At 73.7% G+C, this 12,077-nt stretch carries 15 protein-coding genes and 1 pseudogene; 8 read left to right on the top strand and 8 right to left on the bottom strand.

From position 1 onward, the window contains the following. The first annotated feature begins 122 nt into the window (after positions 1–122). Positions 123–1,649: a condensation domain-containing protein gene (locus ACFY1T_RS33345; RefSeq protein ID WP_390791503.1), complete on the top strand. Its 1,527-nt coding sequence runs from the start codon at positions 123–125 to the stop codon at positions 1,647–1,649. Between the two features lie 19 nt (positions 1,650–1,668). Here the strand turns inward: ACFY1T_RS33345 and ACFY1T_RS33340 are convergent, their stop codons facing one another. Next, positions 1,669–2,889: an RNA polymerase sigma factor gene (locus ACFY1T_RS33340; RefSeq protein WP_390791502.1), complete on the bottom strand. Its 1,221-nt coding sequence runs from the start codon at positions 2,887–2,889 to the stop codon at positions 1,669–1,671. Positions 2,890–2,981: 92 nt separating this feature from the next. After that, entirely contained in the window at positions 2,982–3,341 is a 360-nt protein-coding gene (locus tag ACFY1T_RS33335) for a YciI family protein (protein ID WP_030864852.1), read from the bottom strand. 175 nt (positions 3,342–3,516) lie between these two features. On the opposite strand from ACFY1T_RS33335, the gene ACFY1T_RS33330 reads away from it, so the two are divergent. Then, the gene (locus tag ACFY1T_RS33330) at positions 3,517–3,891 is read left to right on the top strand and encodes a hypothetical protein (protein WP_384705703.1); all 375 of its coding nucleotides are present in this window, start codon (positions 3,517–3,519) and stop codon (positions 3,889–3,891) included. Between the two features lie 19 nt (positions 3,892–3,910). On the opposite strand, the gene ACFY1T_RS33325 is transcribed toward ACFY1T_RS33330, so the two are convergent. The 3 genes and pseudogenes from ACFY1T_RS33325 to ACFY1T_RS33315 form a co-directional block, all read right to left on the bottom strand. Further along, positions 3,911–4,180 carry a hypothetical protein gene (locus tag ACFY1T_RS33325; protein ID WP_327130884.1) on the bottom strand — a complete coding sequence of 90 codons (270 nt, stop codon included), beginning with the start codon at positions 4,178–4,180 and terminating at the stop codon, positions 3,911–3,913. 99 nt (positions 4,181–4,279) lie between these two features. Then, positions 4,280–5,624: pseudogene (locus ACFY1T_RS33320) on the bottom strand (Dyp-type peroxidase). Beyond that, positions 5,621–6,262, bottom strand: coding sequence for a molybdopterin-dependent oxidoreductase (locus tag ACFY1T_RS33315; RefSeq protein WP_390791501.1), 642 nt, complete (start codon positions 6,260–6,262; stop codon positions 5,621–5,623). The pseudogene ACFY1T_RS33320 and the gene ACFY1T_RS33315 overlap by 4 nt, the downstream one beginning before the upstream one ends. A gap of 287 nt (positions 6,263–6,549) precedes the next feature. On the opposite strand from ACFY1T_RS33315, the gene ACFY1T_RS33310 reads away from it, so the two are divergent. The 3 genes from ACFY1T_RS33310 to ACFY1T_RS33300 all read left to right on the top strand — a co-directional run bounded on the left by ACFY1T_RS33310 (position 6,550) and on the right by ACFY1T_RS33300 (position 8,421). Continuing rightward, complete coding sequence (locus ACFY1T_RS33310; RefSeq protein WP_384705698.1) at positions 6,550–6,888, top strand: thioredoxin family protein; 339 nt, start codon at positions 6,550–6,552, stop codon at positions 6,886–6,888. Positions 6,889–7,024: 136 nt separating this feature from the next. After that, positions 7,025–8,212 (top strand): cytochrome P450, encoded by a 1,188-nt coding sequence (locus tag ACFY1T_RS33305; RefSeq protein WP_390791500.1) that lies wholly within the window; start codon positions 7,025–7,027, stop codon positions 8,210–8,212. A gap of 5 nt (positions 8,213–8,217) precedes the next feature. After that, a complete protein-coding gene (locus ACFY1T_RS33300; RefSeq protein ID WP_099894249.1) occupies positions 8,218–8,421 on the top strand; it encodes a ferredoxin in 204 nt (67 codons plus the stop codon). A 42-nt stretch (positions 8,422–8,463) separates the two neighbouring features. Here ACFY1T_RS33300 and ACFY1T_RS33295 read toward each other — a convergent pair whose 3' ends face one another. Next, positions 8,464–9,459: a BtrH N-terminal domain-containing protein gene (locus ACFY1T_RS33295; protein ID WP_390791499.1), complete on the bottom strand. Its 996-nt coding sequence runs from the start codon at positions 9,457–9,459 to the stop codon at positions 8,464–8,466. A 112-nt stretch (positions 9,460–9,571) separates the two neighbouring features. Here ACFY1T_RS33295 and ACFY1T_RS33290 point away from each other — a divergent pair, with 112 nt between their 5' ends. Beyond that, the gene (locus ACFY1T_RS33290; RefSeq protein WP_390791498.1) at positions 9,572–9,925 is read left to right on the top strand and encodes a DUF1304 domain-containing protein; all 354 of its coding nucleotides are present in this window, start codon (positions 9,572–9,574) and stop codon (positions 9,923–9,925) included. Between the two features lie 100 nt (positions 9,926–10,025). Continuing rightward, positions 10,026–10,619 carry a TetR/AcrR family transcriptional regulator gene (locus ACFY1T_RS33285; protein ID WP_390791497.1) on the top strand — a complete coding sequence of 198 codons (594 nt, stop codon included), beginning with the start codon at positions 10,026–10,028 and terminating at the stop codon, positions 10,617–10,619. 76 nt (positions 10,620–10,695) lie between these two features. Here the strand turns inward: ACFY1T_RS33285 and ACFY1T_RS33280 are convergent, their stop codons facing one another. Together ACFY1T_RS33280 and ACFY1T_RS33275 are read right to left on the bottom strand one after the other, a co-directional pair. Further along, positions 10,696–10,902 (bottom strand): cold-shock protein, encoded by a 207-nt coding sequence (locus tag ACFY1T_RS33280; protein ID WP_030864884.1) that lies wholly within the window; start codon positions 10,900–10,902, stop codon positions 10,696–10,698. 87 nt (positions 10,903–10,989) lie between these two features. Beyond that, positions 10,990–11,370, bottom strand: coding sequence for an HGxxPAAW family protein (locus ACFY1T_RS33275; RefSeq protein WP_390791496.1), 381 nt, complete (start codon positions 11,368–11,370; stop codon positions 10,990–10,992). A gap of 108 nt (positions 11,371–11,478) precedes the next feature. Between ACFY1T_RS33275 and ACFY1T_RS33270 the strand changes: the two genes are divergently transcribed. Beyond that, positions 11,479–11,973 (top strand): MarR family transcriptional regulator, encoded by a 495-nt coding sequence (locus ACFY1T_RS33270; RefSeq protein WP_390791495.1) that lies wholly within the window; start codon positions 11,479–11,481, stop codon positions 11,971–11,973. Positions 11,974–12,077 lie beyond the last annotated feature (104 nt).

Genomic DNA, 12,077 nt, shown 5'->3' with positions numbered 1-12,077 from the left:
CGGCCCGGGGAGCCCCGGCCCGCGCGACGCCGCGACCGGTGAACGAACTGGTGGGCGTCACTTCCGTGGGGCGGGTGTCGTTAGGGCCTCGGGGTTGACTCTGGGGGCGAAGGGATGACGGAATGCGGCAGTTTCCTCTGGAGATGCACCGGATGGCACCGGGACGGGTCGTCGAGTGGCGGTTGCGGTCCACGGCCGGGCCGGCGCCGGACACCGGCGGCACGGGCGATGCGCCGCGGGGCGTGCCGGCCGATGCGGCGGGCAGGAGGGCTTCGTTCAACCAGGACAAGCACTTCACCGTCGCCGAGGAGAGCCGCGGCGCCGACGATCCGGTCGCGTCGTGGATCGCGGTCACCTTCGAGGTCAAGGGCGTGCTGGACGAGCGCGCCCTGACCCGCTCCCTGCTGGCCTTCGTGCGCCGGCACGAGGTGCTGCGGTGTGAATTCCGCCGTCTCGCCGGAGAGTTGGCGTGCGAGCCGATCGCCGCCGCCGAACTCGCCCTCGATGTGGTGCCCGTGGCCGACTTCGACTCGTCCGAGGCCCTGCGCGGCTTCCTCGTCGACCGGTTCAAGCGCAGCATCGACACGCTGTCCTGGCCGCTGTTCACCATGGGCGCCGTCCTGCGCGAGGACTCGACGACCGTATACCTGGCCTTCGACCACATCGTCTGCGACGGCCTGTCGATGCCGATCGTCGTGCACGAGGTGCAGAACGGGTACGAGGCGCTGTGCCGCGGCGAGGAGATCGATCTGCCGCCCGCGCCGAGCTACCTGGACTTCGCCGAGGAGCAGCGCCGCCGCTACCTCTCCATCGCCGCCGACGACGAACGCCTCGGCTACTGGAAGTCGTTCATGGCGCGCGGCGGCGGCGAGTTCTTCCCCCGCTTCCCGCTCGAGCTCGGCGTGGAGCCGGACCGGATGTACCCGATCGTCAACGAGGCCTCGCCGCTGCTGGACGCGGCCGAGGCCGAGGTGTTCGAGAAGGCCTGCCGCGTGGTGGACGGCAAGCCGTTCATGGGGGTCCTGGCGGCCGTCGCTGTCTGCCTGCGCGAGGCGGGCGGACCCGGCGTGTACCGCGGCTTCATGCCGGTCAGCGAGCGCGGCCGGGCCGGCTGGGCGAACTCGGTGGGCTGGTTCGTCAACACCATGCCCATCGAGTTCGACGCCTCGCCGGGGCGGGACTTCGCCCAGGTCATGGCGGCGGTGCGGGCCGGCTTCGGCGAGATGATGGAGCACATCGACGTGCCGTTCGTACGGGCCTGGCAGCTGCTGGCGCCCACCGAGTTCGCCGCCCGCTCCTGGCCCTACCCGGTGAACTTCTTCTCGTACATCGACACCCGCAAGTGTCCCGGCGCCGAGCGGCACCAGGACTGGCGGCCGACCTCGCACGTGTGGTCGGCGCGGGCCAACGGCGCCTGTTCCTGGTTCCAGCGGGACGCCGACGGTCTGCACATGAACTCGATCTACGTGGACACCGCCGCCGCGCGCCGCACCATGGACGACTTCCAGGAGGCGCTGCGCGCCACCGTCCGGGAGATCGCCCGGCACGGTTCCTTCCGGCGGCCCGTGGCCCTGACCGCGCCGCGCCGCCCGCTCGGCGCGTCCCGGAACGACGCGGCGCCGTACGCGCCGTCCACCGGCCGCTCCTGACGATGCCGGCCGCCCGTGGTCACGCGCGGGCGGCACGCCCCAGCAGCAGGGCCCGTTCCCGCGCGTTGTGCGTGAGCGAGGCGGCGCGTTCGAACTCCGCCCGGGCCTCCTCCCCGCGGCCCAGCCGCTCCAGCAGGTCGCCCCGTACGCTCGGCAGCAGGTGGTAGGCGCGCAGGGCCGGCTCGCCGGCCAGGGCGTCGACCAGCGGGAGCGCGGCTTCGGGGCCCTGCGCCATGGAGACGGCGACCGCCCGGTTGAGCTCCACGACCGGTGACGGGACCAGCTCGACGAGCCGTCCGTAGAGGGTGGCGATCGTCGCCCAGTCCGTGTCCTCGTAGCGGACCGCCTCCGCGTGGCAGCCGGCGATCGCGGCCTGGACGGAGTAGGGGCCGCTCCCCGCGTCCCGCATGGCCAGGGCGCCACGGCGGATCAGCATCCGGTTCCACTTCGACCGGTTCTGGTCGGCGAGCAGCACCGGCTCGCCGTCGGGGCCCGTGCGGGCGGAGATCCGGGAGGCCTGGAACTCCAGCAGCGCCGCCAGCCCGTGTACCTCGGGCTCCTCGGGCATCAGGCCGGCCAGGACCCGGGCCAGCCGCAGGGCGTCCTCGCACAGGGCGGGGCGGACGAGGTCGTCGCCGGCGGTCGCCGAGTAGCCCTCGTTGAAGATGAGGTAGATGACCTCCAGGACCGAGGCGAGCCGCTGGTCGCGGTCGGCTCCGTACGGGACTTCGAAGGGAACGCCCGCCTTGGCCAGGGCCCGCTTCGCCCGGACGATGCGCTGGGCGACGGTGGGCTCCGGGGCGAGGAAGGCCCGGGCGATCTCCTGGGTGGTCAGCCCGCCCATCAGGCGCAGGGTGAGCGCGATGCGGGCCTCGGTGGCCAGGACGGGATGGCAGGCGGTGAAGATCAGCCGCAGCAGGTCGTCGTCGATGTCGTCCGGGGCCGCCGGCTCGGCGGGCGGCGGTACGTCCTCCAGGGTCCGGCCGACCTCGGCGAGCTTGCGGGCGTACGTCTCCTTGCGGCGCACGAGGTCGATCGCGCGGTGTTTGGCGGTGGCCGTGAGCCAGGCGCCCGGCCTGTCCGGGACGCCCGACTCCGGCCACTGCTCCAGGGCGGCGACCAGCGCGTCCTGGGCGATCTCCTCGGCGATGCCGACGTCGCGCACGATGCGCGCGACGGCGGCGATGATCCGCGCCGACTCGATCCGGAACACCGTCTCGACCGCCTGGGTCGCACTCACTGCCGTCACGGCCACCCATCAGAGCAGCCGTGACGGGGCAGGGCAAACGCGGCACGGACCGCGGCGCCCCCGTGGCGCGGATCGCGGCGTGTTCAGCCCCCGTCGATCTGGCGCAGCTCGGCGCCGACCGTCCACTCCTCGGGGTGGATCTCCAGGAACCGCTTGGTCCACTCCAGCGCCTCGGCCTTGTCCTTGGCCTGGAGGATGGCGTAGCCGCCGACGACCTCCTTGGTCTCGGTGAAGGGCCCGTCGGTGTAGCTCAGCTTGCCTCCGGACCAGGTCACCCGGGTCCCCTCGGAGGTGGGGAGCAGTCCTGCGGTGTCGAGCATGACCCCGGCCTTGGTGATCTCCTCCATCAGCGCGCCCATGCGCTCCCCGAACTCCGGCGGGAACTCGGTGTTGGCGGGCAGGGCCTGCTCGTCGATACGGATCATGGAAAGGAAGCGCGGCATGGTGACTCCTCGGCCGGACGGGCGGGGGCTTTCCCCGCCTCTCACTGGTGCGTCGAACGGGCGGCGCCCGGATCGACGGCTCCCCGGAGATTTCTTCAAAAAAGAATCTTCCCGGCCGAAAAGCGCTACCGGCGAGTAGGATCGCGGGCTCCGGCCCCTCCGAGAGGACCTTCCGATGCCGCGCACTCCTTCTTCCCCCGTACTCCTCGCCGGCCTGCTGGCGACCGCGGGCGTCGCGCACGCGGTCGCGCCGAAGCAGTTCGACGCGATCGTCCCCGGCGCCCTGCCCGGCACCGCCCGGCAGTGGACGTACGCGAGCGGCGCCGCCGAGCTGGTGCTGGCCGCCGGGGTCGCCCATCCGCGGACCCGCCGGGTGGCGGCCCTGGCCGCGGCGGCGTTCTTCGTCGGCGTGTTCCCCGCGAACGTGAAGATGGCCGTCGACGCGACACGGCGCTCCCCCGCCGTGCGGGCGGTGACGCTCGCCCGGCTGCCCCTGCAGGTCCCGCTGGTCCTGTGGGCGCGGAACGTGAGCCGGGGCGCCGCCGGCTGACGGTGCGCACCGGCCCGGATCAGGGGCTGTCGCCCGACCAGTCCCAGTGCCCCGGATCGGCCGCGCGGCGCCGGTAGTGGGTGCGGCCGCCGGCTCCGTAGCGCCCTATCTCGGTGGGGAGGCGGGCCTCTTCGGCGAGTTGGCGCGGACTCCAGCCCGTGATGTCCAGGAGGAGCCCGTCCAGCGGGCCGCCCACGAGTTCACCGTAGAGGCGGCCGGGGCGCGGGCCGGGGTCGGGGTCGTCGTGGTCGGCGCCGTAGACCCGGCGCCTGAGCATCCTGTCGTCCATGGGCCCAGCTTCACAGCCACCACTGACAACGGGCCCGGGGCGCCGGTCGCGGGTGGTCCGCAAAGCCGCGGGGCCGGCGGGGCTTTGCGCACCTCCTCTTCAGCCTTCGAGCAGCCCCTGCCCCACGTACTCCCCCGGCGCGGTGCCGCCCGCCACGGCGAAGAGGGCGGAGGCCTCGTGCTCCGTGTACCGCGCGAGGGCGTCGCCCCGGGAGAGCCGCTGCTGGACGGGGACGAAGCCCGTACGGGGATCCGCCTGCCAGGCGACGAAGAGCAGCCCCGCGTCCGGAGTGCCGTCGGGGCGCAGGCCGTCGTAGTACGACCAGCCTCGCCTCAGCATCGTCGCGCCGGCGTTGCCGCTTGCCGCCCGGCGCGGCCAGCCGGATGTGGGCGTTGGTCGCGATGACCGGGATCCCGTCCGCCCGGGCGGCGTCCAGGTCCGCCGGGGTGCGCTCGGTGCCGCCGGTCAGCGGGGCCCCGTCGGCCACGCGCCGCCCCACGGCCTCCTCGCGGTGGTGGACGGGCAGCCCCTCCCAGGTGTCGAGGAGCATCCGGATCCGGCGCACGACCACGTACGAGCCCCCGGCCAGCCAGGGTGGCGCGTCCAGGCCGGTGACCAGGATCCGGGCCCGCTGGGCGGGGTCCTCGGCCGGGGCCGGGTTGGCGGTGCCGTCGAGCTGGCCCATCAGGTTCCGGTGGGTGCCGGACGCGGCCGCGGCGGAAGCCGGGGCTCCGGGCGGCCGGGTGAAGCCGGACATCACCCAGCGGGTCCGCGCCGCGCCCCGGGCCAGGCGCTGCAGGACGCGCAGCGCGTGCACCGCGACGAAGGGGTCGTCGGCGCCGATCTGTACGAACAGGTCCCCGCCGGAGCGGGCCGGATCGAGCCGGTCGTCCGTGAAGGCGGGCAGCGGGGCGAGGGCCGGCGGCCGGACCGCGGCGAGTCCGAGCCGGTCGAAGAGGCCCGCCCCGAAGCCGAAGGTGACGGTGAGCGAGGCGGGCCCGGCGTCGAGGGCGACGCCGGTGTCACCGTCGGCCGCGGACACCGCACCGGCACCCGCACTCGCGCTCTCCCCGACCCCGGCAGCCGCATCCGCGCCGGTCGCGGCCGGCGGTTCGCCTCGGCTCGTCCGGGCCGCCGCCTCGGTCCAGGCGCGCAGCAGGGCGGCCGCCCGGGCCCGGTCGGTGCCGGGCACGAGGTCCAGTGCGGCGAGGTGCGCGTACGGCTGGCGCCTGGTCAGGATCCCGGCCTGGTGCGGGCCGTGGAAGGGGATCACGGCGGGCGGCCGCCGCTCCCCGGTCCGGGCGCCGGCCCCGGACGTGGCCGGTACGGCGCCGCCCGCGGCCAGGGCGGCCAGGCCCCCGGCCCCGAGCAGGGCCCGGCGGGCGACCAGGGACCGGCCGCCGGACGGACCGCTCCCGCCCGGCTCATCGGCCGCCACCGTCACTTCGCCCCGTCGACCACCGGGTCGACGACCCCGACCCACAACTGGTTCAGCTCGGACACGTACCGGCCGCCCTTGGTGTCCTGCGGGACGACAAGCCGCGGTCCGGCCGCGTCGTCGAACGGCACGCCGTCCTCGGAGACCGCGAGCAGGATCCGGCTCTTGGCGAACTCGGGGTCGAGTTCGGCCCAGGCGAAGACGGCGCGGTAGTCGCCGCCCCCGGTCGCCGCGACCATCCCGCGCAGTCGGCCGTTCTTCTTGCTCCGGTCGAAGCGCGGCTCCGCCGTCTTCAGCACCTCGTACAGGGGAACGCCCGCGTACGTGTGCTCCTGGTCGCCCTTGGCGCTGGTGAACTTCACCGGCGCCGAGCTCTGGGGCAGCTTGCGCAGGTCGGCGAGGGTGAGGGTGTAGGGCTTGCCGACCTCGCCGCCGACCCGCACCTCGCCGGGCTTCAGCGGTGCGGCGGAGGCCTGCGCGGAGGCGCCGGCCGGAGCCGTGGCGGAAGTGGGAGCGGAGGCCGCCGCTCCCGTCCTCGCGTCCTTGTCGTCCTTGCCGTCGGCCGACGTCCCGCAGCCCGTGAGCACCAGCGCGCCCGCCGCGAGCGCGAGGCCCGCTCTGCGGAGATTCCCGTGACGTTCCATGGACGACCCCTCCCGACACGCCGATCAGCCACCTCGCAGATGCAAGGCGATCATCCCTCTTGCGGCGAAAATGCCGTGCGCAACATCCATGAAGTCCCGCATCTGCCCCACCCCGTGAAAACCGCCCTGGAGCATCGGCCGAAAGCCCCGTGCGCAATCCCCGGCAAACAGCCCGGCCCCTTGATGCAAACACCCGATCCGGACGGGAATTCGGGCGCGGCGGACGCGGCGGCGATGATGGGGGCCCGCCCACGCATCACCCGTCACACGGAGCAGGAGCACCGCCCATGGCACGCCGGGTACACCAGCCGCTGGAGAACCAGGAGTTCGACTTCATCCTCGGCATGACCGAGGGGCCGGTTCTCGCCTACTTCATCGGGACCTGGCCCAAGGCCCTCGAGGCCTGCCGGGCGATGGACGCGCTCGTGTCCGAAGTGGCCGAGGAGTACGGCGCGCGCCTGACGGCCGTCCGCGCCGACATGACCCGCTGCCCCGATCCGACCAGGCGTTTCGCCGTGACCGGCGCCCCCACGGTCGTCCTCCTCAAGGGCGGGGAGGCCGTGGCGAGCCACGGCGGGGCGATGAGCCGCGCCGAGCTCCGGGCCTTCCTGGACGCCCACCTCTGAGCGTTCCGGCGGCCGCGGGGCCGGACGGGCCAAAGTGGGCTATCTGGCCGAAAGTGGCATAGGTCAGATAGGTGCCTTGGGCATGTAATGGATTCCGGCGAGACGGACCCACGGAACCATGCCTACGAGGTGCTGCATGTCAGAGACCGTTGCCTTTCCCCAGGACCGAACCTGCCCCTACCACCCGCCGGCCGCATACGACCCCCTGCGCCAGAGCCGGCCGCTCTCGCGCGTCACCCTCTTCGACGGCCGCTCGGTCTGGGTGGTCACCGGGCACGCCGAGGCGCGCGCCCTGCTCTCCGACGGGCGGCTCTCCGCCGACCGGAACAATGCGGCCTTCCCCTCTCCCACGAAGCGGTTCAAGGGGCTCACGAACCGCCGTACGGCCCTGCTCGGCGTCGACGACCCCGAGCACAACGTCCAGCGCCGCATGCTCATCCCGAGCTTCACCCTGAAACGGACCGCGGCCCTGCGGCCCGCCATCCAGGAGACGGTGGACCGGCTGATCGACGAGATGGTCGCCAGGGGCCCGTCGGCCGAACTCGTCAGCGACTTCGCCCTGCCGGTCCCCTCGATGGTCATCTGCGCCCTGCTCGGAGTCCCCTACGAGGACCACGAGTTCTTCGAGGGGGCGTCCCGACGTCTCCTGCGCGGCCCCGAACTCGCCGATGTGGAGGCCGCGCGGGACCAGATCAACGGCTACCTCGCCGATCTGATCGAGCGCAAGCGGACCGAGCCGGGCGACGGGCTGCTCGACGAGCTCGTCGCGACCCGCCTGGAGACCGGCGAGACCGATGTCGAGGAGCTGGTCTCCCTGGCGGCGATCCTGCTGATCGCGGGCCACGAGACCACGGCGAACATGATCTCGCTCGGTACGTTCACCCTGCTGAACCACCCCGAGCAGCTGGCCGAGCTGCGCGAGGACCCGGCACTCGTCTCGGTGGCCGTCGAGGAGCTGATGCGCTTCCTGTCCATCGCCGACGGAATGCTGCGGGTGGCCGTCGAGGACATCGAGATCGGCGGGGTGACGATCCGTCCGGACGACGGGGTGATCTTCTCCACCTCGGTCATCAACCGGGACGCGGCCGTGTTCGAGCAGCCGGACGCGCTGGACTGGCACCGCTCGGCCCGGCACCACGTCGCGTTCGGCTTCGGCGTCCACCAGTGCCTCGGGCAGAACCTGGCGCGCGCCGAGATGGAGATCGCCCTGGGGACGCTGTTCGCGCGGCTGCCCGGGCTCCGGCTGGCGGCCGAGCCGGACCGGATCCCGTTCCGACCCGGCGACACCATTCAGGGCATGGTCGAACTCCCCGTGGCATGGTGAGGAACATGTCGCCACAGCGCATCGACATCAAGACGGACATCTGCATCGGCGCCGGACAGTGCGCCCTGACCGCGCCGGACGTGTTCACCCAGGACGACGACGGCTTCAGCCAGGTGCTCCCGGGCCGGGAGGACGGCAACGGCAGCCCGCTGCTCCGCGAGGCCGCCCGCGCCTGCCCGGTCGCCGCCATCAGCATCAGGGAGGAGTGAGCGCGCCACCGGGAGCAGCGGGTCGACGGGAGCCCGTACGGCTCAGAGCAGGGCCACGGCCCGGCGCTCCAGCTCCAGCGAGCGGTCCACGAGTTCGGCGCACGCGTCGAACAGGGCCCGCCGCGCGGCGGCGTCGGAGTCCGGCTCGGCCGTACGGGCCAGGTCCGCCAGCCGCGACCAGTGCCCGGCGGAATCCCGCAGGAGCGCGGCCGCCTCCGGCCGTCCGGCGAGGTCGAGGAAGTCGGCGTACAGCGGCCGGGTGGCGCCGGGAGCGGTCCACTCCTCCTCGAGGCAGGCGTACAGCCGCCCGGTGCCCGCCCGGAAGGCCTCCGGGCCGGCGAACCGCCGCTCCCAGCCCGTCTTCGTGGTCCGGTCGCGCAGCTGCGCGGCCAGCTTCTCCATGCCGGAGAAGCCGAAGTTGACGTCGAACTGGTTGCCGAGCACCGGCCCGGTGAGGCGCGTGACGGTCGCGGCGACGGCCCCCTCGACGTCCGGCTCGCCCTCGGCCGGCCCGGTGGGCACGATGAGCTGGTGGCGGCCCTTGCGGTGCGCGGTCCAGGCCGCGCCGAACTCCTCGCGGTCGATCCGGTAGGGGGTCTCGGCCCCGTCCTCGATCAGCAGGTCGTCGCCGTCGTATCCGGCGATGACGACGGTGTACGGGTCGGCGCCGATCATCTCGGCGTCGGGGTCGGCCTCGTGCCAGGGCAGCGACGACCGGTCGACGACGCAGAAGGCGGGCTGGCCGCCGTCGAGCGCGGCGCGCACCCGGCCCCAGCGGGGTTTGGTGGAGCGCGTGGCGTCGTAGGGGATGTGCAGGCGCCGCAGCGCGACCTGCACCCAGGGCTCGGGGTGGGCCTGCGCGACGATCGTCGCGATGGGCGGCCGGCCGGCGTACTCGAACACGAAGTACATGAAGCCGATCCCGCCGGCCAGGCCCGCGATCAGCTCCTCGTCGTGGGCGCTGCCCAGGGCGTGGCGGATCAGGGAGGCCTCGCGATGGCGTCCGGTTCCGAAGTCTTCGTACACGAGCACAGTCATGCGGTCAGCCTAGCCGCGCGCCACCTGTGGACCGGACGGCTACTTCCTGTACAGTTGTCCAGGAAGTAGCCCCCTCGACGCTGCCCCGGCAGCCCGCGAAACGGAGGTGGCCGTGCACACGGTCGCTCAGATCCTCATAGGCGTCGTCGCCGCGCTGCACGCGTACTTCCTGGTCCTGGAGATGTTCCTGTGGCAGCGGACGCCCGGCCGGGCCCTGTCGGGCTTCGACGAGGACCTCGCCCGCCGCACCGCGCCGCTCGCCGCCAACCAGGGCCTCTACAACGGCTTCCTGGCCGCCGGCCTGATCTGGTCGCTGGTCATCGACTCGCTCGCCACGCAGGTCTTCTTCCTCGTCTGCGTGATCGTCGCCGGACTGTACGGGGGCGTGACCGCCAACCGCCGCATCCTCGCCGCCCAGGCCCTGCCCGGCGCCCTCGCCCTGGGCGCGGCGCTGCTGGCCGCGTGAGCCGGGCGCCCGCGGGTCCGGGACCCGGCGGGCCCGCGGACCGCGCGGGTCCGGGCGCGAGGACCGCATAAGCTCAGGGGCCGATGAGCCTGGAGAACGCATGAGCCCCGAGGACCCGCGCACCGCCCGCACCAAGGCCCGGCTGCGCGAGGGCCTCCTCGCCGAGTGCGCGGACCGGCCGCTCGGGGAGGTCAGCGTCTCGGCGGTGGTCCGCCGGGCAGGGGTGGGCCGCGCCACGTTCTACCTGCACTACGAGGACCTCCCGGCGCTGGCCGTCGACGCCTGCGCCGACGTGGTGCACGCGGCGGTCGACGCCCTGCACGCCTGGCAGACGGAGCCCGGGGCGCGGGCCCCGGCCCGGCCCCCGGCCGCGCTGGCCGGCTTCCTCACCGACGCCGCCGCGCACGGGGCCCTGTACCGCACCCTGCTCCTGCCGGGCGGCGGCGGCCCGCTCGGCGAGCGGCTCCACCGCGAGCTGCGCGCCCGGGCCCGCGACGAGCGCACGGCGGCCGGCGCCCCGCACGCCGACCTGGTCGCCTCGGCGGTGGCCGCCACCTTCACCGGGATCCTCGCCGACTGGCTGCACGACAGCGTCCCGGGCTCCCCGGCCGAGCTGGCGGACCACCTCTGGCCGCTGCTGCTGGCCCTGCACCGCGCGGGCTCCCCGCCTCCCGCCCCCGCGTCCGCCCCGTGACGGCCATGAGCCCCGCCGGACCGACCGGCGGGGCTCATGTCACGGGCTGGGCTCGTGAAGTGGCGTCACAGCGGCTTCACCGAAGAGGGACCACGTTTTCCGCCTGCGGACCCTTGGGCCCCTGAGTGACGTCGAACTCGACCGACGCGCCTTCCGCCAGCTCCTTGAAGCCGGTGGTCTGGATGGCGGAGAAGTGCACGAACACGTCGGGGCCGCCGTCGTCCTGCTGGATGAAGCCGAACCCCTTCTCCGAGTTGAACCACTTCACGGTGCCTGTTGCCATCAGTACTGATCCTTCTCAACGTTCCACGCGGGCCGCACGTGTGGTGCAGCCGGTTCCATCCTGCCCACACGTCACACCGAGCACACCTCAGGCGCGGCCGATCGGGGCGGCTTCGAACTCCTGACCGGCCAATTCGGCGGGCCGGGGCCGGCGCGCCGCCGCGGCCCGGCGCGGCCCGCCGGCCCGGCAGCCCAGGCAGTTCGCGTGCCCGGTCCGCGCGGCGGTGTCCCGGGTGCGCCAGTCCCACTCGGCGCGGGGGCGGGGGCCGCCGGGCTTGCCCCAGCCGGCGAGGTGCAGGGCCCAGGTGACGACTCCGGCCACCACGACGAGGCCGAGGCCGAGCCAGATGCCCGGGGTCCAGGCGGCGCACAGGGCCGCTCCGGCTCCGGTACAGCCCAGCAGGGCCAAGACGGTGCCGGTCCAGCCGGCGACCGTGTGACCCATGTCGACGTCTCCGTGCGCGCTCATGATTCTCCCCAGACGGACGGGCGGCAGTAGGCTCGAAAGGCGAGATGCCTTAGTGAACAAGATAAGCATCTCACGAGCTAAGTTACTTAGACACTAAGGAGTATCTGCGTGCAGGGCAAGTCCCGCCCCGCGGCCACGGCCCAGGAGGCGCTGTCGCGCATGGACCGGTACGTCGCGCTGGGCCTCATCGGCCAGCAGGAAATCGCGCAGCTGCTGGGGCTGAACGTCACCGACCTGACCTGCCTGGGCCACATCCTGGGCGCCGGGGACTCCCCGCTGGGCGCCGGGGACCTCGCGGAGCTCACGAACCTGACCACCGGGGCCGTGACCGGGGTGCTCAACCGCCTCGAGCGGGCCGGATACGCCCGCCGGCAGCCGGATCCCGCGGACCGGCGCCGGGTGCGCGTGGTGGCCGACCCGGCGGCCGCCGCGCGCGTCTTCGCCGTGTACGAGCCCTTCTACGCCCGGCTCGGCGCGGTGTTCGCGCAGTACTCCCCCGACGAGACCGCCGTCATCGCCGACTGGTTCGCGCGGGCGACGGTCGAGATGACCGCCCATCTCGCCGAGGTACGGAGCGGACGGCTCGGCCCGGCGGCGCCGTAGCGCCCCCGGCGCTGCGGGGCCCCGGCACCGCAAGGCCCGTGGCACCGCAGCGGCCCCGTGGCGCCGCCGCCCCGATGGTAAAATTCGACTTTTCACGTCTCACG

Source organism: Streptomyces sp. NPDC001194, from assembly GCF_042896985.1.
Classification (GTDB): Bacteria; Actinomycetota; Actinomycetes; order Streptomycetales; family Streptomycetaceae; genus Streptomyces.
Note: the sequence above shows the minus strand (reverse complement) of the source record. Positions and strands in the feature narration are given on the sequence as shown.